Origin of the sequence: Streptomyces sp. NPDC059009, assembly GCF_042740175.1 — a bacterium.
Classification (GTDB): Bacteria; Actinomycetota; Actinomycetes; order Streptomycetales; family Streptomycetaceae; genus Streptomyces.
Map to the genome: position 1 here is coordinate 151108 of NZ_JBHYJB010000011.1, position 21551 is coordinate 172658.

21 protein-coding genes and 1 pseudogene are annotated in these 21551 nt (G+C 71.9%); 15 read left to right on the plus strand and 7 right to left on the minus strand.

Features of this window, described 5'->3' with window-relative positions; translation table 11 throughout:
• Positions 1-21 precede the first annotated feature (21 nt).
• Together ACFWYM_RS13915 and ACFWYM_RS13920 are read right to left on the minus strand one after the other, a co-directional pair.
• Positions 22-2280 carry an FtsX-like permease family protein gene (locus tag ACFWYM_RS13915; protein ID WP_384835223.1) on the minus strand — a complete coding sequence of 753 codons (2259 nt, stop codon included), beginning with the start codon at positions 2278-2280 and terminating at the stop codon, positions 22-24.
• Complete coding sequence (locus tag ACFWYM_RS13920) at positions 2280-3104, minus strand: ABC transporter ATP-binding protein (protein ID WP_384835018.1); 825 nt, start codon at positions 3102-3104, stop codon at positions 2280-2282. The genes ACFWYM_RS13915 and ACFWYM_RS13920 overlap by 1 nt, the downstream gene beginning before the upstream one ends.
• 143 nt (positions 3105-3247) lie before the next feature.
• Here ACFWYM_RS13920 and ACFWYM_RS13925 point away from each other — a divergent pair, with 143 nt between their 5' ends.
• Together ACFWYM_RS13925 and ACFWYM_RS13930 are read left to right on the plus strand one after the other, a co-directional pair.
• A complete protein-coding gene (locus ACFWYM_RS13925) occupies positions 3248-4504 on the plus strand; it encodes a DUF2786 domain-containing protein (RefSeq protein ID WP_384835021.1) in 1257 nt (418 codons plus the stop codon).
• A 36-nt stretch (positions 4505-4540) separates the two neighbouring features.
• The gene (locus ACFWYM_RS13930) at positions 4541-6814 is read left to right on the plus strand and encodes an FUSC family protein (RefSeq protein WP_384835024.1); all 2274 of its coding nucleotides are present in this window, start codon (positions 4541-4543) and stop codon (positions 6812-6814) included.
• 47 nt (positions 6815-6861) lie between these two features.
• Here ACFWYM_RS13930 and ACFWYM_RS13935 read toward each other — a convergent pair whose 3' ends face one another.
• Complete coding sequence (locus ACFWYM_RS13935) at positions 6862-7383, minus strand: hypothetical protein (protein ID WP_384835027.1); 522 nt, start codon at positions 7381-7383, stop codon at positions 6862-6864.
• Positions 7384-7562: 179 nt separating this feature from the next.
• On the opposite strand from ACFWYM_RS13935, the gene ACFWYM_RS13940 reads away from it, so the two are divergent.
• The 4 genes from ACFWYM_RS13940 to ACFWYM_RS13955 all read left to right on the plus strand — a co-directional run bounded on the left by ACFWYM_RS13940 (position 7563) and on the right by ACFWYM_RS13955 (position 9213).
• On the plus strand, positions 7563-7940 hold the full coding sequence (locus tag ACFWYM_RS13940) for a VOC family protein (RefSeq protein WP_384835030.1): 378 nt from the start codon (positions 7563-7565) through the stop codon (positions 7938-7940).
• A 6-nt stretch (positions 7941-7946) separates the two neighbouring features.
• The gene (locus tag ACFWYM_RS13945; RefSeq protein ID WP_384835033.1) at positions 7947-8291 is read left to right on the plus strand and encodes an ArsR/SmtB family transcription factor; all 345 of its coding nucleotides are present in this window, start codon (positions 7947-7949) and stop codon (positions 8289-8291) included.
• A 59-nt stretch (positions 8292-8350) separates the two neighbouring features.
• Positions 8351-8833: an SRPBCC domain-containing protein gene (locus ACFWYM_RS13950; protein ID WP_384835227.1), complete on the plus strand. Its 483-nt coding sequence runs from the start codon at positions 8351-8353 to the stop codon at positions 8831-8833.
• Between the two features lie 140 nt (positions 8834-8973).
• Positions 8974-9213, plus strand: a complete 240-nt coding sequence (locus ACFWYM_RS13955; protein WP_384835036.1) for a DUF397 domain-containing protein — start codon at positions 8974-8976, stop codon at positions 9211-9213.
• A gap of 92 nt (positions 9214-9305) precedes the next feature.
• Here ACFWYM_RS13955 and ACFWYM_RS13960 read toward each other — a convergent pair whose 3' ends face one another.
• Entirely contained in the window at positions 9306-9791 is a 486-nt protein-coding gene (locus ACFWYM_RS13960; RefSeq protein ID WP_384835039.1) for an ATP-binding protein, read from the minus strand.
• Between the two features lie 342 nt (positions 9792-10133).
• Here ACFWYM_RS13960 and ACFWYM_RS13965 point away from each other — a divergent pair, with 342 nt between their 5' ends.
• From ACFWYM_RS13965 to ACFWYM_RS13990, 6 genes are all read left to right on the plus strand, one after another.
• The gene (locus ACFWYM_RS13965; RefSeq protein ID WP_384835042.1) at positions 10134-10991 is read left to right on the plus strand and encodes a helix-turn-helix domain-containing protein; all 858 of its coding nucleotides are present in this window, start codon (positions 10134-10136) and stop codon (positions 10989-10991) included.
• Between the two features lie 68 nt (positions 10992-11059).
• Positions 11060-12517, plus strand: coding sequence for an aldehyde dehydrogenase family protein (locus ACFWYM_RS13970; protein ID WP_384835045.1), 1458 nt, complete (start codon positions 11060-11062; stop codon positions 12515-12517).
• A 116-nt stretch (positions 12518-12633) separates the two neighbouring features.
• On the plus strand, positions 12634-13179 hold the full coding sequence (locus ACFWYM_RS13975; RefSeq protein WP_384835048.1) for a DinB family protein: 546 nt from the start codon (positions 12634-12636) through the stop codon (positions 13177-13179).
• A 53-nt stretch (positions 13180-13232) separates the two neighbouring features.
• Positions 13233-13874: a PadR family transcriptional regulator gene (locus ACFWYM_RS13980; protein ID WP_384835051.1), complete on the plus strand. Its 642-nt coding sequence runs from the start codon at positions 13233-13235 to the stop codon at positions 13872-13874.
• 94 nt (positions 13875-13968) lie between these two features.
• Entirely contained in the window at positions 13969-14727 is a 759-nt protein-coding gene (locus ACFWYM_RS13985; RefSeq protein ID WP_384835054.1) for a MerR family transcriptional regulator, read from the plus strand.
• A gap of 82 nt (positions 14728-14809) precedes the next feature.
• On the plus strand, positions 14810-14977 hold the full coding sequence (locus tag ACFWYM_RS13990; RefSeq protein ID WP_384835057.1) for a hypothetical protein: 168 nt from the start codon (positions 14810-14812) through the stop codon (positions 14975-14977).
• 42 nt (positions 14978-15019) lie between these two features.
• Here ACFWYM_RS13990 and ACFWYM_RS13995 read toward each other — a convergent pair whose 3' ends face one another.
• Positions 15020-15388, minus strand: a complete 369-nt coding sequence (locus ACFWYM_RS13995; protein WP_384835060.1) for a YbjQ family protein — start codon at positions 15386-15388, stop codon at positions 15020-15022.
• Between the two features lie 152 nt (positions 15389-15540).
• Here ACFWYM_RS13995 and ACFWYM_RS14000 point away from each other — a divergent pair.
• Positions 15541-16203 (plus strand): annotated as a pseudogene (locus tag ACFWYM_RS14000) (DedA family protein); the annotation flags it as partial.
• 127 nt (positions 16204-16330) lie between these two features.
• Here ACFWYM_RS14000 and ACFWYM_RS14005 read toward each other — a convergent pair.
• Together ACFWYM_RS14005 and ACFWYM_RS14010 are read right to left on the minus strand one after the other, a co-directional pair.
• On the minus strand, positions 16331-18004 hold the full coding sequence (locus tag ACFWYM_RS14005) for a threonine/serine exporter ThrE family protein (protein ID WP_384835063.1): 1674 nt from the start codon (positions 18002-18004) through the stop codon (positions 16331-16333).
• A gap of 134 nt (positions 18005-18138) precedes the next feature.
• Positions 18139-18630, minus strand: coding sequence for an inorganic diphosphatase (locus ACFWYM_RS14010; RefSeq protein WP_055568469.1), 492 nt, complete (start codon positions 18628-18630; stop codon positions 18139-18141).
• 112 nt (positions 18631-18742) lie between these two features.
• On the opposite strand from ACFWYM_RS14010, the gene dacB reads away from it, so the two are divergent.
• Entirely contained in the window at positions 18743-20239 is a 1497-nt protein-coding gene (dacB, locus tag ACFWYM_RS14015; protein WP_384835066.1) for a D-alanyl-D-alanine carboxypeptidase/D-alanyl-D-alanine-endopeptidase, read from the plus strand.
• A 152-nt stretch (positions 20240-20391) separates the two neighbouring features.
• Complete coding sequence (locus tag ACFWYM_RS14020; RefSeq protein WP_384835069.1) at positions 20392-21513, plus strand: zinc-dependent metalloprotease; 1122 nt, start codon at positions 20392-20394, stop codon at positions 21511-21513.
• The last annotated feature ends 38 nt before the right edge of the window (positions 21514-21551 follow it).

Genomic DNA, 21551 nt, shown 5'->3' on the forward strand with positions numbered 1-21551 from the left:
AGTCATAGCCCCCCCGCACGGCTATAGCCCACGCGCAGCCGTAGCCACCCCCGCGACCAGGGCCACCACCCAGCACACCGCCGCACACGCCCCCACCGTCCCCCACGGCACCCCCGCCAAGCCGGCGACCGGGGCCGAGAGCCGGGTGAGGGCTGTGTTCAGGCCGCCCAGGTTGACCAGGGTCACGGCGAGGCCGAGCAGGGCGCCGACCGCGACCGCCACGGTGGCCTCCCCGGCGGCGACCAGGCGTATCTGTGCCCGTGTTGCGCCCGCCAGGCGCAGCGACCGCAGCTCGGGGCCGCGTACGGACGAGGCCATCAGCAGCGTGCTCGCCAGTGAAATGGCCGTGTAGAGGAGGGAGATGCCCAGGAGCATCAGCAGGCCGAGGCGGGTCTGCTCCTTGGTGCGCGGATGCGTGGCCGCCAGCCACGCGTCCGCCGTGCGCACCTCGCCGCCGGTCGCCGCGCGCAGCGCCCGCGCCACCGCGGCCCGGTCGGCACCCGCGTCCAGGCGTACGTCGATACGGTCCACCGCAGCACCCGAACCGCCGCCGCCGGCACCTGAGTTGGCTGACGTCACGTACGCCCCGTTGTCGCCCGTGCCCTGCGCGAGCACCGCCGCGATCCGCAGCGTGACGGGGCGCCCGTCGCCCAGCCAGACCCGCACGCGCTCGCCGACCCGGTGGTGTGCCCACTCCTCGTTCACCACGATCGACTGGTCGTCGAGGTCGCGCACGTCGCCCGCGACCACGGGGAGGCGGGCCGTCCGCGCGAGGGCCGCCGGGTCGGACACCGCGCGGGCCTCGGAGCGGATCAGGGCGGTGCCCTCCTCGCGTACGTGGACGGGGGTCGAGACGGAGGGGGAGAGCACCCGTACGCCCTGGACCGGGCGTGGTGGGACCTTCAAGCCGGTGCCTGAGCCGCCGGTGCCTGAGCCGTCGGTGCCTGAGCCGGTGCTCGAGTTGGTGTCCAAGTCGCCGCCCGTCACGACCAGTTCGGCCCGCGTCCGCTCCCGCGCCTCCGCCGCCTTCGCCTCGCCCACCGAGGTCGCCGAGCCGAGCAGCGAGCCCGCGAGGGCGACGGTGACCAGGACCGGGGCGGCGACGGCTGCGGTGCGGCGCACGGAGGTCGCGGCGTTCTCCCGTACGAGGAGTCCGATCGCGCCCGGCAGACGCACGGCGCGCACCAGGGGGCGGACGAGGAGCGGCGCGAGCGCGGCGACGGCCGTGATCAGGATCATCGGCTGCGTCGTGTAGGTCTTGCGCTTCAGCAGGTCCGACGGGTCCGTCCACAGGGTCCACGCGAGCAGCCCGATCCCCGTCGCGAGCAGCGCCGCACCCACGAGGCGGCGGCCGGCCGGCATGACGCCTGTGTCGACCGACGCCTCCCGCAGCGCCTCCACGGGGCCGGTCCGCCCGGCCCGCCGCGCCGCCGTCCACGCACCGCTGAACGCCACCAACAGCCCGGTCCAGAAGGCCATTTGATACGGCCAGGCCGTCCAGGTGAGCGCCGGCACGGAGAACCACGACGGGGCGATCCCCGCCTCCACCAGGGCGTCCCCGAGCAGCGGCGCCGCCCACGCCCCCGCCGCGCACCCGGCCACGGCCGCCACGCCCCCGACCGTCACGGCCTCGGCCAGCAGCAGCCTCCGCACCTGCCCGGGCGTCGCCCCCGCCATCCGCAGCAGCCCCAACTCCCGCCGCCGCAGCGCCACGACGAAGGCGAACGTGGCCGCCGTGACGAAGACGGACACGAAGGCCGCGACGCCGCCCGCCGTGCCGAGGAAGGAGTTGACGGCCACGAGGGCGCGCTCGTCCCGGTCCGGGTCGGGGTTGGCGCGGGCGCGGTCGGCACCGGTCAGGACCTGGGCGCGGTCGCCGACGACGGCGCGGACCTGCGCCGCGGGCGCGGTGACACCGACGGCGTCGGGGCGCCCGCCCTGCTCGCCCTGCCCGCCCCGCTCGCCCCGGTCGTCCCGCCCGCCCCGCCCGCCCCGGTCGTCCCGCTCGACGGGGCCGAGGGCGCGAAGGTCGCGCAGAAGTTCGATATCCACAGGGTGTGGATGAGTGAGCCGCTGCCGGTCGTCGCCGACCCGCAGCGTGTCGTGGCCCATGACGATCACGGGCGACGAGGTGAACCGCTCGGGGGCGCGGCCCGGGGCGTCGGCCGCCGCGGCGAGCCCGAGCCCCATGCCCGCGACGAGGGCGACACCGATCGCGACGGCGAGGAAGGCCCCGATGAGGCTGGTCCAGCGGGCCCGCAGGGAGGAGAGCACCATCATCATCGTCCGGCCACCTCGACGACGGCGGAGCCGGGGCCGGGAACGGCGCCCGCCCCGCGCACAGTGTCCGCCCCGCGCACGGCGCCCGCCCCGGCCGTCTCCAGCGCGGCCATCCGCTCCGCCACCCCCTCCGCCTCCGGCGCCCGCAGCTCGTCCGCCACCCGCCCGTCGACCAGGAACACCACCCGGTCCGCGTACGACGCCGCCACCGGGTCGTGCGTCACCATCACGGTGGTCTGCCCCTCCTCATCCACCAACTGCCGGAGCATCCCCAGGACTTGACGGCTGGTCACGGTGTCGAGCGCGCCCGTCGGCTCGTCCCCGAACAGCACCGCGGGCCGGGTGATCAGCGCACGGGCGAGCGCGACCCGCTGCTGCTGGCCGCCGGAGAGCTCGGCGGGCCGGTGCCGGGCGCGGTCGGCGAGGCCCACGCGGGCGAGGGCGCCCCGGACCTCCGTACGCGCGGGGCGGCGCCCGGCCAGCCGCAGGGGCAGCGCGACGTTCTGGGCGGCGCTCAGCGACGGGACGAGGTTGAAGGACTGGAAGACGAAGCCGATCCGCTCCCGCCGCAGCAGCGTGAGCCGCCGTTCGCTCAGCCCGCTCAGCTCGGTCCCGCCGATCTCCACGGACCCCGACGTGGGCCGGTCGAGCCCCGCCGCGCACTGCAGGAGCGTCGACTTGCCGGAGCCGGAGGGGCCCATGATCGCGGTGAAGGTCCCGGCGGGGACGGTCAGGTCGACGCCGTCGAGGGCGGCGAGGTCGCCGTACCGGCGGTGGACGCCGCTGAGCCGTACGGCAGCGATACGGGAGTCTGTTGAGGTCATGGCTCCAGCGAACCGTCCGGGGCGGCGCCGATCACGACCACTGGAGGGCGTCTTGGAGGTAGGGCCAGCCCTACCCGTAAGGGTTCTCCCGAACCCGTAAGGTCTCTCCCGAACCCGTACGGGCCCCCTGAGATCATCGACCCATGAGCGAGAACGACGGTCCGCAGACCCCGGTCGAGAGGGCGCTGGGCTCCGCGCTCTACTCGGACGACGACACCGCCCTGGACGCGGCCGCCTCCCGCCTCGCCGCCGCCCCGTCGTCGGACGACGAACTCGCCCGCAGGGGACGGGAGTTCGTGCGCCGCGCGTGGGAGCGCGGCTGGCAGCCCGCCGACGTCGTACGCCTGGTCGTGCGCGACCTGGACCCGGTCCACGTCACCCTGGCGGCGGACCTCATCAGGGCCGAGACCGGCGCGTACCCGGCCCCGCTCCCGCCCCGCTGGCAGTCCCAGCTGGCCGACCTGCCCGTCGGCCCGCCTGCTGGCCCGCCCCCGCCCCCGGACCGCTTCTCCCGCGCGACGGCGACCCTGGAGCTGTACCGACTCCTGGTCCGGCTGCCTCCGATCGAGCCGGTCGGGCCGGTGCCCGGCACCCCCCTCCCCGCCCCCGCCGAGGGCGAGCCCCGCGCCCTCACCCGCATCCGCGCCCTGCTCGCCAAGGCGGAGGCGACCGGCTACCCGGAGGAGGCCGAGGCCCTCACGGCGAAGGCCCAGGAGCTGATGGCCCGGCACTCCCTCGACGAGGCGCTGCTCGCGGCCCGCACGCACGCGAAGGACACCCCGGGCGCCTGCCGGATCGGCGTGGACGCCCCGTACGAGACGGCGAAGGCGACGCTCCTGGACGCGGTCGCGCGCGCCAACCGCTGCCGGGCCGTCTGGAACAGCGAGTTCGGCTTCTCCACCGTCGTCGGCTTCGAGTCCGACCTGGAGGCGGTGGAGCTGCTGCACACCTCGCTCCTCGTCCAGGGCACGGCGGCGATGACGAAGGCGGAGGCGCGGCAGCGGGCCGGGGGCCGCAAGCGGACGAAGACGTTCCGGCAGTCGTTCCTGACGGCGTACGCGCATCGGATCGGCACCCGGCTCGCGGCGGTGAGCGAGCACGTCACCGAGCACGTCACGGAACACACCGCCGAGGAGGGGGCGGCCGCCGGGCCGCCCGGCTCACTGCTCCCCGCCCTCGCCGCCCGGGACATCGCGGTCACCGCACACGCGGAACGCATGTTCCCCGAGACGACGACGGCCCGGGTGCGCGGCGTGACGGACGGCGCGGGCTGGACGGAGGGCGCGGCGGCCGCGGACCGGGCGGAGGTGGGCGGCCGGGGAAGCGGAGGGGGCAGGGGAGGGGGCAGGAGAGGCGAGCGGCGGGCCGAGCTGGGTGATAAGCGAAGAAAAGACAGCTAAGAGAGCTAAGGGCTGCTTGCCCCGTATCCTGGCGAGGTGAGCTGGTTCCGGGCGCTGAAGGAGACCACCCGCTCGGGGCTGTCGGTCGAGCGGAAGCGTCTCGAACCCCTGGTGGCGCTGCGCGGCGCGCTCGGCCTCGCGATCGTCATCGGCCTCAGCCTCACCCTCTTCGGCCCGGCCGTCGCCGCGAGCTCCGCCTTCGGTGCGTTCCAGGCAGCCATCGCCACCTTCCAGCGCAGCTGGCGCCCCCGCCCCGAACTGGCGCTCGCCTCCGGTGTGAGCCTCGCCGTCTCCACCTTCCTCGGCTATCTCACCGGCGCCCACCTGCTCCTCTTCCTCGCGCTGCTGTGCCTGTGGACGTTCCTCGCGGGGCTGAGCTGGGCGGCGGGCCCGACCGTCGGCATCATCGCCTCGTCGAACGTCGCGATCATGCTGGTGACGGTCACGCTCCCGACCTCGGTCGCCACGGCGGCCGGGCACGCCGCGATGATGGTGGTGGGCGGTGGCGTCCAGGCGGCGCTCGTGATCCTGCTTCCGGTACGGAGATGGGGAGCCCACCGGGACGCGCTGGCCGACGCGTTGGCGGCCGAGGCGGACTACGCCCGGCGGCTGCGCCACGACCCGGTCGCGCCCTTCGACCCGGAGCCCCTGATGGCGGCCCGCGCCGCGGCCGCGCTCACCCCGCGCCAGGCCCGCACGCGCCCCGCCGAACTGCACGGCGCCCGGGGCGTCGCCGAGCGCATCCGCCCCGTGCTCGCCTCCCTCGCCGACCCTTCGGTGGGCGTGCCCGAGGAGGGCAGGGAGCGCGACCGGGTGCGTGAACTCCTCGCCGCGGCGGCCTCGGTCCTGGACGCGGCGGCCCGCGCGATCCGCCAGGGCGAGCCGGTGAAGATCCCCCCGCAGGCCCTCGCCGCCCTGCGCACCCCCGACACCGGCGCCATCCTCTCGGGCCCCCCGCACCGGGCGGCGACCCGCCTCGTGGCCCTGCTCGGAGACGTGGTCGAGACGGCGGGCAGCCCCGTCGCCCCCGCCCCACCGGACACGGAAACGGTCACGGGTGCGGGTGCGGGTGCGGGTGCGGGTGCGGGCACGGGCACCGGCACAGGCACCGGCACGGGCACCGGCACGGACGCCGCCGCCCCCACACCCACCACCACCCCCGCCCCCCACCGCACCCGCCCCACCCTCCCCGCCCTGGTCCCCGGTGTCCTGCGCGCCATGCGGGCCGAGCTGCGGCACGAGTCGCCCGTCACGCGGCACGCGATCCGGGTCACCGCCGTGGCCGCCACCGGCTACCTCATCGGGCACTGGCTCCCGCTCGGCCACGGTTACTGGGCCCCGATGGCCTCGGTCATGGTGATGCGCCCGGACTTCTCCCAGACCTACTCGCGCGCCGTGGCCCGCTTCGGCGGCACCCTCGTCGGCGTCGCCCTCGCCACCGGCGTCGTCCAGCTCACCGACCCGGGCCCGCCGCTCTCCGGCGCCCTCGCCGTGCTCTGCGCCGGGATGATGTACCTGCTGATGCGCACGGGCCAGGTCGCCGCCCAGGCGTGCGTCGCCGCGTACGTCGTCTTTCTGCTCGGCATGGGCGGCCAGGAGTGGACGCAGACGGTGCCGGACCGGGTCGAACTGACCCTGCTCGGCGGCCTGTTGGGGATGATCGCGTACGCCCTCTACCCCGCCTGGGAGACCCCGCGCCTGCGCACCCGCCTCGCCGACTGGCTGATCGCCGACGGCCGGTACGCCGCCGCGGTCGTCGGCCACTACGCCCACCCCGCCGGCCGCACCTGCCCCGACGTCCGCGAGGCGCTGCTCGACGCCCGCGCCGCCCGCGTCGCCTGGCAGGACGCCGTGGCCCGCGCCAAGAACGAGCCGGTGCGCCACCGCGGCCTCTCCCGCTCCGCCGCCGACGACGCCGAGCACGCCCTCGCCCAACTCGCCCGCGTCGCCATGCTGATGGAGGCCCACCTCCCGGACCGCGGCGCCACCCCCGTCCCGGCCGCCGCCCGCCTCGCCGAGGCCCTGCGCACCGCCACCGAACAGGGCGCCAAGGCCGTGCGCGAGCGCCGCGTGCCGAAGTGGGACGCCGTCGAGAAGGCCATCGACGCGTGGGACGGCGAGGGCGTCCCCGACCGTGTCGTCCGCAGAGGGGCGGGCCTGCTCCTCACCACCCTCGAAGAGCTCTCCGACGCCCTGGACACCGCACCCGCGCCGATGCTGGTCGACGGCACCGGGCCGCAGGCCGCCCCACCGGACGAGGGCAAGCAGAACGGGCCGCGAGACCCTCAGGGTCCCGCGGCCCGCGCTTGACCGACGCTCCGCGCTTGGCTGACGCTCCGCGCTTGACTGACGCCAGGTCAGGAAGTCGGCAGATCCGCCGTCGGCAGCCCGCTGGGCAGCTTCCCGCCCTCGGTCTTCGTGAAGGTGTCCGTGCCGACCGCGTCCCAGTCGACCTTCAGGGTCTTGTCGTCGACGGACGTGACCTTGCCCATGGACCGGTCGTCGTTGCCCTTCGCGCACTTGAGCATGAGCATCTGCGAACCCGAGCCGCCGCTCACGGTGCCCGTGCACAGGACGTTCTCGCCGACGAGCGACGCGGTCTTGCCGGTGACGGCGAGCGCGAGCGGCTTCCCGTCGGCCGTCGTGACCCAGGACCCGTCGAGGCTGCCGCCCTGCGAGCCGCTGTCGCCGCCGTCGCCCGGCGCCGACGACTCGCCGCTGCTGCCCGCGGACGAACCGCTGTCGGAGGCGGACGAGTCCTTGCCCTTGTCGCCGTCGTCGCTGTCGCTGCTGCAGCCCGTCAGGACGAGGGCCGCGGCCGCCACGACGGCCGCCGCTCCGATACGGACCTTACGAGCGTTACGTACGTGCTTGCGCACAGAAGTCCCCCTATATCGCGGTGTGTTGCTGGTGGTGCGGGACGTGCTGTCGATACGCCATGGCGAATCGCGCGCCAAGCTACCAGGCCCCTCGCCCACCCCCGCAGCCAGACGGAGAAGATAGGTAGGCATTTCCCTACGTTTGACAGGTAGGGAAATGCCTACCTATCTTCGTGCCCATGAACATCACCCACGCCTCCTTCGTCACCCTCCCCGTCTCCGACCAGGACCGCGCCCTCCGCTTCTACGTGGACGTGCTCGGCTTCGAGGTCACCGCCGACCGTCAGATGCCCCCGGGCCGCTGGCTCCAGGTCGCGCCCAAGGGCGCGCAGACGGTCTTCACGCTCTCCGGTCCCGGCATGGGCGGTTTCGTGCCCGGCTCCGCGCGGGGGATCATGCTCCTCACGACCGATGTCGACGCCGACTGCGCACGGCTCACGGCGGCCGGTGCCGAGGTCAGCGGCCCGGACGAGCTGCCCTGGGGCCGGATGGCCGCCTTCCAGGACCCCGACGGCAACGGTCTGATGCTGCTGACGGAGACGACGGAAGGCGACTGACACCCCATGGTCACCACCGGTGAGCGCGAGGACCGGCTGTTCGCCGCGCTCGCCAACGGCACCCGGCGCGAGGTCCTGCGCCTCCTGCGCGACGAGGGCCCGCAGCCCGTGCAGGCGCTCGCCGACCACTTCGACATGCGCAGGCCCAGCCTCTCGGAGCACCTCAAGGTGCTCCGGGACGCGGGCCTCGTGTCGGAGGAGCGCTCCGGACGGCAGCGCATCTACCGTCTCGAGGCGGTGCCGCTCGCCGAGGTGCAGGACTGGCTCAGCCCGTACGAGCGGTTCTGGCGCGACCGGCTGAAGGGGCTCGGCGACCTGCTCGACCGGATGCCCGACGATGACCCGTCATGAGCACTCCTGACGACCCCGCCGCCCACGGCGCTCCCGACGACCTCGCCGCCCCCGATGGCCTGAACGCCCCTGGCGCCGCCCCCGACGACGACCTCACGACCCTCCGCGTCGACCAGTTCTTCCCCCACCCGCCGGCGAAGGTCTGGCGCGCCCTCACCGACCCGGAGCTCCTCGCCCAGTGGCAGATGCCCGGCGCGGACGGCTTCCGCCTGGAGGTGGGCCACCGGTACGTGCTGACCTCCGTGCCCCGCCCCAACACGAACTTCTCGGGAACGATCGACGTCCAGGTCCTGGCGTACGAGCCGGGGCGGATGCTCAGCGTCCGCTGGGCCGACGCGGAGCCGGACCCCGGGGCTGCGAACCCCGCGGACTGGACCATTACGTGGACGGTGGAGCCAGAAGGGCGTGGCACGCGTCTGTTCCTAGTACATGAGGGGTTCGATCCGGACGATCCGGCGCAGCAGATGGCGCGGAAGATCATGGACGGGGGCTGGCGTTCGCATGTCATGCGGGCATTGGGGCAGGTGCTTGCGGGGATCTAGCGAAGGTCTAGGCAAAGCTGTAACCAAGAGACCACCCCGCGTGCACGTGCATCTGCCCATGCATCGGCATGTGAACACAGCTATGATCCGGACCAGTTGGCGGCTGCAACAACAGCCACGGCACCACCGGGGAGCGACCTGTGCACCACGTGTTCAACGGCATGGCGGCCACGGAACTTCACGGGGTGGTCTGGCAGAAGAGCAGGCACAGCAACTCGCAGGGCTCGTGCGTGGAGTTCGCGAAGCTGCCGGGCGGCGATGTCGCCGTGCGCAACTCACGGTTCCCCGACGGGCCCGCGCTCGTCTATACGCGCGCCGAGATAGAGGCGATGCTGCTCGGCATGAAGGACGGCGAGTTCGACCACTTGATCAGCAGCTGACCCTGAAGTTGGTCCCAAAGGGGCAGCCCTCGGTCGCAACTTGACCGATCGTCAAGCGAGTTGGTCATGTCAGCCTGGTCACACCAGCCTGGTCACGCCAGCCTGAAGAGGGCCCACACGACCTTGCCGTCGAGCGTGCCCGCGAGCGGGTGCCAGCCCCAGCTGTCGCTGAAGGAGTCGACGAGGAAGAGCCCGCGCCCCGACTCGGCGGCGAAGTCCTCCTTCGCCTCGCGCGCCACCGGGCTCTCCTCGCTGGGGTCGCGCACCGCGCACACCAGCCGCTCGGTCCAGTGCATCAAGTGCAGCCGCACGGGCGGGTCCTGCTCGCGCGGGGTGTCCGAGGGCAGGGCGTGGCGCAGGGCGTTGGTGACGAGTTCGGAGACGACGAGCGCTATGTCGTCGAACCGCTCCTCGAGTCCCCACTGGCAGAGCGTCGAGCGGGTGAACTGCCGTGCGCTGCCCACCGCTTCATAGCGGGCGGGCAGGGAGCAGGCGGCCGCGCTCGACACGGCCGAGGGGTCGAGTGGGGGTAGCCCCTGCCGTAACGGCTCGAGCATGGTCGATCCATTCGTCCCCATGCGAGGCACTCCCCGGTTTCGCGGTACATAGCGATGGAGCGGTGGCGCGGTCGGTACAGCGATGGTGCGGTCAGTACAGCAGTGGCGCGCGGACCATGGTTCCGAATGCGTACAGCAGATGCAAGGGCAGATGCACGTGCACGCGCCCGACTTGGGCACTCACGCGCCAGTTCTTGCCCATTTCTTCCTACGACTTCTTGTGGAGAGCGTTCGAAGGCTTTCCCTTTCCGTAACCGATCGTGTACGGCCCGAAGCGTTTAATGGCAGACTGCTGGCTTCCGGAACCGATGGGGAGGACTGAGGGCAGTGGCCGCAGGGGAGTCGTGGGGTTCCGCCCAGGCTTTGAGCAGTGGCGGTGGATCGGTGGTGCGCCGCATCCTGCTCGGCTCACAGCTGCGGCGCCTGCGGGAGTCGCGCGGCATCACCCGCGAAGAGGCCGGCTACTCGATCCGGGCCTCCGAATCGAAGATCAGCCGCATGGAGTTGGGACGGGTGAGCTTCAAGTCGAGGGACGTGGAGGACTTGCTGACGCTCTACGGGGTCACGGAGGAGTCCGAGCGGAACGCGCTCCTCTCGCTGGCCAAGGAGGCCAACCTCACGGGCTGGTGGCACAGTTACTCGGACGTCCTGCCCGGCTGGTTCCAGACGTACGTCGGTCTGGAGGGCGCCGCCTCCCTCATCCGTGTCTATGAAGTCCAGTTCATCAACGGCCTGTTGCAGACGGAGGCGTACGCGGCCGCGGTCGTCGCGCGCGGCATGAAGGGTGCGAGCAAGGCCGACATCGAGCGCCGCGTCGCGCTGCGCCTGGAGCGCCAGAAGCTCCTCGTCTCCGAGAACGCCCCCAAGTTCCACTGCGTGCTCGACGAGTCCGCGCTCCGGCGCCCGTATGGGTCCCGTGAGGTGATGCGTGGCCAGATCCAGCACCTCATCGACATCTCGGAGCGGGAGAATGTCACGCTTCAGGTGATGCCGTTCAGCTTCGGCGGGCATGCGGGCGAGAGCGGGGCGTTCACGATGCTGAGCTTCCCGGAGTCGGATCTCTCCGACGTCGTGTACCTGGAGCAGCTCACCGGCGCCCTCTACCTCGACAAGAGGGAGGAAGTCGCCCAGTACGAGCGGGTGGTGAGCCAGCTGCAGAAGGACAGTCCGAATCCGGCCGACAGCCGCGATCTGCTCCGTGGTCTACTCCAACTCACGTAGAACGCAAGTAGTATGACGGAATCTCAGGTTTCTGCTTCAGTCTGCGTCTGCGGCAAGGGGTCCGTCACATGTCCTTCTTCACTGACTTGGCTTACCAGTACATAGACGGTGAGTGGAGGGACGGCTCGGGCTCCTGGGACATCATCGACTTCAACCCGTACGACGGGGAGAAGCTCGCCTCCGTCACGGTCGCGACGGCCGACGAGGTGGACCAGGCGTACCGCGCGGCCGAGCGCGCACAGGAAGCCTGGGCGAACACCAATCCGTATGCCAGACGAGCCGTCTTCGAGCGCGCCCTGCGCATCGTCGAGGACCGCGAGGCGGAGATCACCGAGGCCATCGTCCAGGAGCTGGGCGGCACCCTCCTCAAGGCGGCCTTCGAGCTGCACCTCGCCAAGGAATTCCTGCGCGAGGCCGTGCACTTGGCGCTCGCCCCCGAGGGGCGCATCCTGCCCTCGCCCGACGACGGCAAGGAGAACCGCCTCTACCGCGTCCCGGTCGGTGTCGTCGGCGTCATCAGCCCCTTCAACTTCCCCTTCCTGCTCTCGCTGAAGTCGGTCGCCCCGGCCCTCGCCCTCGGCAACGCGGTCGTCCTGAAGCCGCATCAGAACGCCCCGGTGCTCGGCGGCAGCCTGGTGGCCCAGATCTTCGAGCAGGCGGGCCTGCCCGGCGGGCTGCTCAACGTGGTGATCACGGACATAGCCGAGATAGGCGACGCCCTCATCGAGCACCCCGTCCCGAGCGTCATCTCCTTCACCGGCTCGGACGCCGTGGGCCGCCACGTCGCCACGGTCTGCGCCGCGAACTTCAAGCGCTCCGTCCTCGAACTCGGCGGCAACAGCGCCCTGATCGTCCTCGACGACGCGGACGTGGACTACGCGGTGGACGCGGCCGTCTTCAGCCGCTACGTCCACCAGGGCCAGGTCTGCATGGCCGCGAACCGCGTCCTGGTGGACCGCTCGGTGCAGGCGGAGTTCACCGAGAAGTTCGTCGCCAAGGTGAAGACGCTGAAGGTCGGCGACCCGGCGGACCCGGCGACACACATCGGCCCGCTCATCAACTCCTCGCAGGCGGACGCTGTTTCGTCGGTGGTGAAGCAGACGGTGGAGGCGGGCGCGACGGCCCTGCTGCACGGCCGTACGGACGGCAATCTGGTCGCCCCCTCGGTCCTCACCGACGTCCCCGCCGACTCCCCGGTCCTGGCCCAGGAGATCTTCGGCCCGGTCGCCCTCATCGTCCCCTTCGACGGCGAGGACGAGGCCGTCCGCATCGCCAACGACACCCCGTACGGCCTGAGCGGCGCCGTCCACACCGGCGACGTCGAGCGCGGTGTCCGGCTCGCGAAGCGCCTGCACAGCGGCATGGTCCACATCAACGACGGCACCGTCCACGACGAGCCGATCGTGCCCTTCGGCGGCGAGAAGCGCTCCGGCATCGGCCGCCTGAACGGGGACGCGACGGTGGAGGCGTTCACCACGCACAAGTGGATCTCGGTGCAGCACGGGCGCTCGCGCTTCCCGTTCTGAGCTCTCCCCGGCCTCCTCGATCCCCGTACGGACTTGCGGACAGAACCTGACCGCAAGGGTTCGTAACGTGGGTGGTGTCGGAAAGCCCGGCAGCACCCGAGCAGGGAGAGGTCACCATGCCTACTCACGTCAACGCAGAGGCCCACGGCGACGAGCGCGGCGCGCTCCTCAACTTCGTGGAGGCCCAGCGCGGCGGCCTGCGCAGGTCCGTGCTCGGCCTCACGGACGAGCAGGCGGCGCGGAAGCCGAGCGCCAGTGAGCTGTCCCTCTCGGGGCTCGTCAAGCACGTCGCCGAGGTGGAGCTGAACTGGCTGCGCATGGCGCAGCAGCGTCCGAACGAGCGGCAGCGCACCGAGGAGACCTGGAGCGAGGGTTTCGTGCTCACGGGTGCCGAGACGGTCGCCGGTGTCCTCGCCTTCTGGGACCAAGTCGCCCAGGAGACCGATGAGTTCATCCGCAAGGTGCCCAGCCTCGACGACACCTTCCCGCTCCCGCCGGCGCCCTGGTTCCCCAAGGACGGCGCCGTGTCGATGCGCTGGCTGATGCTGCACCTCGTCGAGGAGATGGCCCGGCACGCGGGCCACGCCGACATCATCCGGGAGTCCCTGGACGGCAGGACCGCCTTCGAGCTGGTCGACGAGGAGCGCGGACAGGCGGGCTAGCTCCGGCGTACCCTAGTCAAAGTTGAAGACTGAGGGGTACGAAGGGTTACGAGATGTCAGCGATCCGGCTCCTGGTCCTGGGCGCGGTGCGCCAGCACGGCCGCGCCCACGGCTACCAGGTCCGCAACGACCTGGAGTACTGGGGCGCCAACGACTGGTCCAACGCCAAGCCGGGCTCGATCTACCACGCCCTGAAGCAGATGGCGAAGCAGGGACTGCTGCGCGCCCACGAGATCGCCCCGTCCACGGTGGGCGGCCCGCCGCGCACGGAGTACGAGATCACGGAGCAGGGCACCGAGGAGTTCCTCGCCCTGCTCCGCGAGTCCCTCACCGCGTACGGCCAGAAGCCCGACGTCCTCGCGGCGGCGCTCGGCTTCATGGTGGACCTGCCGCGCGCGGAGGTCGTCGGCCTGCTCCAGGAGCGGGTGCGCCGCATCGCGGCCTGGCGCACCTCCGTCACCGAGTACTACACGCCCGAGGACGGCCCCGAGCAGCTGGGCCACATCGGCGAGATCATGAACTTCTGGGTGAGCTCGGCGGACAACGGCGCCGAGTGGACCGAGCAGCTGATCGCCCGCATCGAGGGCGGCGCCTACACCTTCGCGGGCGAGGGCGAGCCCTTCGTGGGGGTGCTCGCGGAGGGCGAGGAGAACCCGTACGCGACGGGAGAGCGGCACCCCGGGGACGAGCGCTAGAAGGTCTCGTGGCGACTGGACTTGCACCTCACGCGACGTGAGGACCCAGGCTGAAGCGCGTACGAAGAAACACGAGCCAGAGGGACCGGACGCCATGAGCTACTCCGTGGGACAGGTCGCCGGATTCGCCGGGGTCACGGTGCGCACGCTGCACCACTACGACGAGATCGGCCTGCTCGCCCCGAGCGAGCGCAGCCATGCGGGCCACCGCCGCTACAGCGACGCGGACCTGGACCGGCTGCAGCAGATCCTGTTCTACCGGGAGCTCGGCTTCCCCCTCGACGAGGTGGCGAGCCTGCTCGACGACCCGCGGGCCGATCCGCGGGCGCATCTGCGGCGCCAGCACGAGCTGCTGACCGCCCGCATCGAGAAGCTCCAGAAGATGGCCGCCGCCGTCGAAAACGCCATGGAGGCGCGGAAGATGGGCATCAACCTCACGCCCGAGGAGAAGTTCGAGGTCTTCGGGGACCACGACCCCGACCAGTACGCGGAGGAGGTCGCCGAGCGCTGGGGCGACACCGAGGCGTACCGCGAGTCGCAGCGCAAGGCGGCCTCCTACACGAAGGAGGACTGGAAGCGGATCAACACGGAGATGGAGGCCATCCACGCGCGCATGGCCGACGTCCTCGCACGCGGCCTGGCCGCGGACTCCACGGAGGCGATGGACGTCGCCGAGGAGCACCGCCTCTTCATCACGCGGTCCCACTACGCGTGCTCGCACGAGCTGCACTCCTGCCTCGGCAGGATGTACGTGGACGACGAGCGCTTCACGGCCACGTACGAGGCGATCCGGCCGGGCCTCGCCGTCTTCATGCGGGACGCGATCCTCGCGAACGAGGCGCGGGCGGCCTGAGGGGCGCCGCCCCGTGACAGGACGGCGCGGCGGGTCGACACTGCGGGGGTACGGGGGTTCGCACCGACTCCAAGGAGGCGTCATGTCCGGACTGCTCTCCCGCGTCACGAAGTTCGCCCGCAGCCCCGAGGGGCGGCGGGCGATGCGTGAAGCCCGCCGCGCCGCCGACGACCCCAAGAACCGGGCCGAGGCGAAGCGGCTCATCGGCAGGCTGCGGGGCGGAAAGAGTGGGAAGGGCGGGAAGAAGTAGCGGGTCCCGGCGGGGCGGAGGGAGCAGCCGGTCCCGGCGGGGCTACGGCTGGGCCTCGATCACGACGGCCGTGCCGTACGCGCAGACCTCCGCCGCCCCGTCCATCGCCTCCGTGACGTCGAAGCGGAACATCAGCACGGCATTCGCCCCACGCGCGCGTGCCTGCTCGATGAGCCGGTCCATGGCCTGGTTGCGGGTCTCCACGAGGGTCTTGGTCAGCCCCTTGAGCTCGCCGCCGATCATGGACTTCAGGCCCGCGCCGATCTGGCTCCCGAGGTGCCGCGACCGCACCGTGAGGCCGAAGACCTCCCCGATGACGCGCTGCACGCGGAAGCCGGGGACGTCGTTGGTGGTCACCACAAGGACGTCGGACTGGGGGTTCAGGCCGCCGCCGAAATCGTCAATGCTCATGAGCACAGCTTTGTCCTGGTCGGCGCAGAGTGCACCCTGGGAAGAGCAGTGGAACCTGGTGGCGACACCTGGCGTTGATAGTTTTGGGCGGCCACACCGGCCGCAACGCCCCGCTGGCGGCATCGCCCCCTCACCCTCAGGAGCCCGGAACCGTGACGACGCTTGCGCTCGGACCAAGCTGGCTGGATCCGGATTACCTGCTCAACCAGTTCGGCATCTGGGGCCTGCTGCTGATCGTCTTCGCGGAGTCGGGCCTGCTCATCGGCTTCTTCCTGCCGGGCGACTCGCTCCTGTTCACCACGGGCCTGCTGATCACGACGAACAAGCTGGACTTCCCGCTCTGGCTGGCCGTCGTGCTGATCTGCGTGGCTGCGATCGTCGGCGACCAGGCGGGCTACCTGTTCGGCAAGAAGGTCGGCCCCTCGCTCTTCAACCGCCCGGACTCCAAGCTCTTCAAGCAGGAGAACGTGGTCAAGGCCCACGAGTTCTTCGAGAAGTACGGCGCGAAGTCCCTGGTCCTGGCCCGCTTCGTGCCGATCGTGCGCACATTCACGCCGATCATCGCGGGCGTCAGCGGCATGCGCTACCGCTCCTTCATCACCTTCAACATCCTCGGCGGCATCCTCTGGGGCGCCGGCGTCACCCTCCTCGGCGCCTGGCTGGGCAACATCGAGTTCGTCCACAAGAACATCGAGGCGATCCTCGTCCTGATCGTCCTGATCTCGGTGGTCCCTATCGCCGTCGAGTTCCTGCGGGCGCGCAGCAAGGCGAAGAAGGCAGGTCCGGCGGCGGGCGAGGAGGCGGCTCCGCAGCCGGTCCGAGGCAGGCACGCGAAGCGATAGCGCTTCCAGCCCGCTCTGGCGGTCTGCCGGCCCGTCCGGCGTTTGAGGACGTGGGGACGAGGCGCGCAGCGCCGATGGGGGCAAGGGGCGGGCCCGGGGCTCAGAAACCCCTCGTACGCTTCGCCGCCCGGCGACTGGCAGCCGCTGTCGCCCCCGGCGCCGTGAGGAACAGCCGGGAGATCTCGCTTCCCAGGTTCACGCCGATCGCGATCGCCAGGGCGGTGGCCACCGCCTTGGTGAGCGAGCCGAGCCCCCGGTTCATGTCGTTCTGCGCCAGCGCCAACAGCCCGAAATACGTCGCGCTACCGGGCAGCAGCGGCCCGATGGCCGCCGTCACATACGGCATCGACGAAGTGAACCGGTACCGAGCGAAGAGCTGCCCGAACAACCCCACGAGCCCCGCCGCGATCGCCGTCGCCGCGACCGGCGAGAGCTTCAGGTTGGTCTGCGCCAGCGCCCCGTACATGATCCAGGCGACGCCCCCGTTGAGCGTCACGGCGAGCACCGTGTTGCGCTCCTGCTGAAGCAGGATCGCGAAGGCGAGACTCAGCGCCATCGACGCCAGGATCTGCACGACGGGCCGCGTCGGAACCTGCTCGAAGGTCGTCTCCGGCTTCAGCCCCGTCGCGTCCAGCATCACGCCGAGCGAGAGCACGAGCAGCACGCCGCAGACGATCGCCACGATCAGGTAGACGACCTCGAGGAGCCGTGCGGCGGCGGTGATGTAGTAGCCGGTCAGGCCGTCCTGCACGCCCGCCACCAGCGCCCGCCCCGGGATCAGCGCGAACAGCCCACCGGTGATGACCGCGGACGCCCGTACCTCCTGGGTGTGCGAGAGGCTCAGCGCGACGCCGAGCGCCGCGGGCGGCATCGCGGCCACCACGAACTGGTAGAACTCCGGCAGCCCGCGCCCCGCGCACAGCCAGGCGAGCCGGTCGCCGAGCATCGCGCCGCACGCCGCGATCACGAAGACCAGGACCCCACCGCCGACCAGCACGGACGCCGCGCCCGCCAGCAGCCCGCTGGCCGCCGTCAGGGCCCACCCCGGGTAGGGGTGGCGGTTGCGGCGGATCTCCGCGAGCTGCCGGTACGCGTTCTCCAGGGAGACGTCGACCTCCGGGTCGCTGATGTCGTGGACCAGCTGGAAGACGGCCGCGAGCCGCGTGTAGTCGGTGCCGCGGCGCCGCACCGTCCGGGACGCCGTGACCGGGTCGTCCACCAGGGACGGCTGGTACGAGATCGACAGGAGCGTGAACGTCACGGTCGGCTCGACCCGGTCGAGCCCGTAGCTGCGGCAGACCGCGAACATCGCGGCCTCCACGTCCTCGGCGCCCTCGCCGCCCGCGAGCAGCAGCTCCCCGATACGCAGCGTCAGGTCGAGCACGCGCGGCACCGGGAGCCCCGCGTCGTCCTCCTGCTTCTGCGAGGGCTCGGGCGCGGGCCGCTCGGCGACCGGCAGGCGCAGCATCGTGCGCATCTGGTCCTGCCAGGGCACGTCCTTGGTGAGCCGCACCATGGGTATGCCCTGCGCCGGGGTGAACGCGGGCGGAGGATTGCGCGAGCTGTAGGTGTGCGGCGTGCTGAAGGCCGACCGCTCCGTCTCCTGGGTGGTCGAGGCGGGTGTGGCGAGCCCGTCCGGGAGGGCGAACTCCGACGTCGTCTGCGACTCGTCCTCCGGCGCGGGTGTCTGTGCGATCACCCCGCTGGGCTGGCTGAAGGCGCTGCGCGCCTCGTCCGACTGCGGCTTGCGGTCTTCCGCGTCCGGCTCCGCCACGACCTGCCCTCGCTCCTCACTTGGCGCGTGCGTACCCCACGTACGTCTCGTACGTCAGTATGCGCACGAATACGCGAACGGGCCGCCCGACCCCAGAGGTCGAGCGGCCCGTCGGCCAGGAAGTGGCTCGGCTCTCAGTGGCCGCCCTCGTCCTTGAAGCGCTTGTAGGAACGCTCGATCTCGGCCTCGGCGTCCGTGCGGCCGACCCAGTCGGCACCCTCGACGGACTTGCCGGGCTCCAGGTCCTTGTAGACCTCGAAGAAGTGCTGGATCTCCAGGCGGTCGAACTCGGAGACGTGGTGGATGTCGCGCAGGTGCTCCACGCGCGGGTCCGAGGCCGGGACGCACAGCAGCTTGTCGTCGCCGCCCGCCTCGTCGGTCATCCGGAACATGCCGATGGCGCGGCACTTGATGAGGCAGCCGGGGAACGTCGGCTCGTCCAGGATGACCAGCGCGTCCAGCGGGTCACCGTCCTCGCCGAGGGTGTTCTCGACGAAGCCGTAGTCCGCGGGGTAGCTGGTGGACGTGAAGAGTCGACGGTCAAGGCGGATGCGGCCGGTCTCGTGGTCCACCTCGTACTTGTTCCGCGAACCCTTCGGAATCTCGATGGTGACGTCGAACTCCACGGGTGGCTCCTCCATGATCAGCACATACTTCGGGTGGTTAAGTGTCCCTCACGCACGTGTGTGATCGCGAAAGGGGCTGGTCGTCGTGCCCGAGCTCAAACCATCGCAGCTCTTGAGTCGGCTTCCGAAGCCTCCTGTCCGGAAGCTGTCGGAGCGCGCCGTAAAGCTCAAGACCTGGCAGCTCACGGCGGGTGCCGCCGGTGTCGGGCTGGTGATCGCGGCCGGGGCTGTGGCCGCGGCCGGTCCCTGGGACTCCTCGGGTCAGCGTACGGCGGAGCGTGACCGGGCGGCCTCCCAGGAGGCCGGGGGTGGCGCAGATCACGACGGCGGTACGTCCGCGGGGGCACCCAAAGCGGCCCCGAGCGCTCCTTCCGTGCTCAGCGGGCTCGGCGCCCCCGCGGGCTCGGCGCCCGCGCCGACGGGCCGCGCCCTCGCGGACGTCCTGGACCCCCTCCTCAAGAACCGTGCCCTCGGCCCGCACCGCTCGGCGGTCGTCCTCGACGCGGCCACGGGGAAGCGGATCTACGGCAAGGAGGCGGGCGCGGCGGCGACGCCCGCGTCCACGATCAAGATCGCCACGGCGGTCGCGGCCCTCTCCGCGGCGGGCGCCGACCACCGCATCGCCACGAAGGCGGTCATCGAACCCGGCACCAAGGAGGTCGTCCTGGTCGGCGGCGGCGACCCCACGCTGACCGCCCGCAAGGACGGCAAGTACGTGGCGCAGTCCGCGAGCCTGCGCGACCTCGCCGAGGACACGGCCCGCGCCCTGAAGGACCGCGACGAGAGCAAGATCAAGATCTCGTACGACACGTCGCTGTACTCGGGCCCGCCCCTGCACCCCATCGGCCCGAACGAGAACCTCTCGCCGGTCAGCGCCCTGATGGCGGACGAGGGCCGGCTCGACGACTCCTCCTCGGGCCCCGCCCCGCGCGCGGGTGACCCGGCGGCCGACGCGGCCAAGAAGTTCGCGGACCTCCTCCGCGACCACGGCGTGGACGTCTCGGCCGACGCCCCCGGCCCCTCCAAGGCGGGCGACAACGCCGAATCCCTCGCCAAGGTCGAGTCCCCGCCCCTGTCCTCCCTGGTCGAGCGCATGCTGACGCACAGCGACAACGACATCGCCGAGGCCCTCGCCCGCCAGACGGCGCTCGCCTCGGACGAGCCGGCGAGCTTCGACGGCGGCGGCAAGGCCGTCGAGAAGCAGCTCGGCAAGCTCGAACTCCCGCTCCCCGGGACGAAGTTCGCCGACGGCAGCGGCCTGGACCGCGCCGACCGCATCTCCGCCGAGCTGCTCTCCACCCTGCTCGCCCGCGCCGCCGACCCGGCCCGCCCCCAGCTCCGCTCCGTGATCACGGGCCTCCCCGTGGCGGGCTTCACCGGCACCCTCGTCGACCGCTACCCCAAGGAGTCCCCGGGCACGGGCGTCGTCCGCGCCAAGACCGGCACGCTCACGGGCGTGAACACGCTCGCGGGCACGGTCGTGGACGCGGACGGCCGCTTCCTGGTCTTCGCCTTCATGGCGGACGGCACGACGGACCCCCAGGCGGCGCAGGCGGCCCTGGACCACATGGCCTCGTCCTTGGCGAACTGCGGCTGCCGCGACGAATAAGCCCGTCCGGCGATTGAGGACGAGGCCGAAGGCCGATGGGGGGACCGGGGGCGAAGCCCCGGGGGTCGACCCACCCCCTAGGGGCAAGCCAGGAGCAACCTCGGGGACCAACCCCCCTCCCCAGGCGGAGCCGACCACGTACCGTTGACGCCATGACGAGCATCGGTGGTGCCGAGATGGTCGACTGGAATCTCGCGGTGGCGACCGCGACCCGGCTGGTGCGGCCGGGCCCCGAGGTGAGCCGGGACGAGGCGCGCGCGGTGGTCGCGGAGCTGCGACGGCACGCCAAGTCCTCGGAGGAGCACGTCCGTTCCTTCACCAGGATGGGGACGGACGAGACCCACGACACCCCCGTCCTCGTCGTGGACCGAGCAGGCTGGGTCCGGGCGAACGTGGCGGGGTTCCGGGAGATCCTCAAGCCCCTCCTGGAGAAGATGCAGGACAAGCGCGGCAGCGGCCCCGGCGGCGCGGTGCTCGGCGCGGTCGGCGGCAAGGTCACCGGCGTGGAGCTCGGGATGCTGCTCTCCTTCCTCGCCTCCCGCGTCCTCGGCCAGTACGAGACCTTCGCCCCCGCCACCCGAGAGCTCCCGGCCGGGGAGAACGGCGGCGGCAGGCTCCTCCTCGTCGCCCCGAACGTCGTCCACGTGGAGCGCGAACTCGACGTGGACCCGCATGACTTCAGGCTCTGGGTCTGCCTGCACGAGGAGACGCACCGCACCCAGTTCTCGGCCGTCCCCTGGCTCCGCGACCACCTCGAGGGCGAGATCCAGTCGTTCCTGGGCGAGACCGAGGTCGACCCGACGACGGTCCTGGAGCGGGTGCGCGAGGCCGCCCAGTCGTTCGCGGGCGGCCGCCCCGAGGGGGAGCAGGACGACGGCGGCCGCTCCATCGTCGAGCTGGTGCAGACCCCCGCCCAGCGCGAGATCCTCGCCCGCCTCACCGCCGTGATGTCCCTCCTGGAGGGCCACGCGGACTTCGTGATGGACGGCGTGGGCCCGGCCGTGGTGCCGTCGGTGGCCGAGATCCGCGAGAAGTTCAAGGAGCGCAGGGCCCGCGGCGCGAGCCGCCTCGACCAGGCGCTGCGCAAGCTCCTCGGCCTGGACGCGAAGCTGCGCCAGTACCGCGACGGGGAGCGCTTCGTGCGCGCCGTCGTGGAGGAGGTCGGCATGGACGGCTTCAACCGCGTCTGGACCTCTCCGAACACGCTCCCGACCAAGGCGGAGATCGCCAAACCGGCGGACTGGGTCGCGCGGGTGCACCGTAAGGCAGAGTGAGGAACTGGATGCGGCCGGTGGCAGGAGAACGCCCCCGC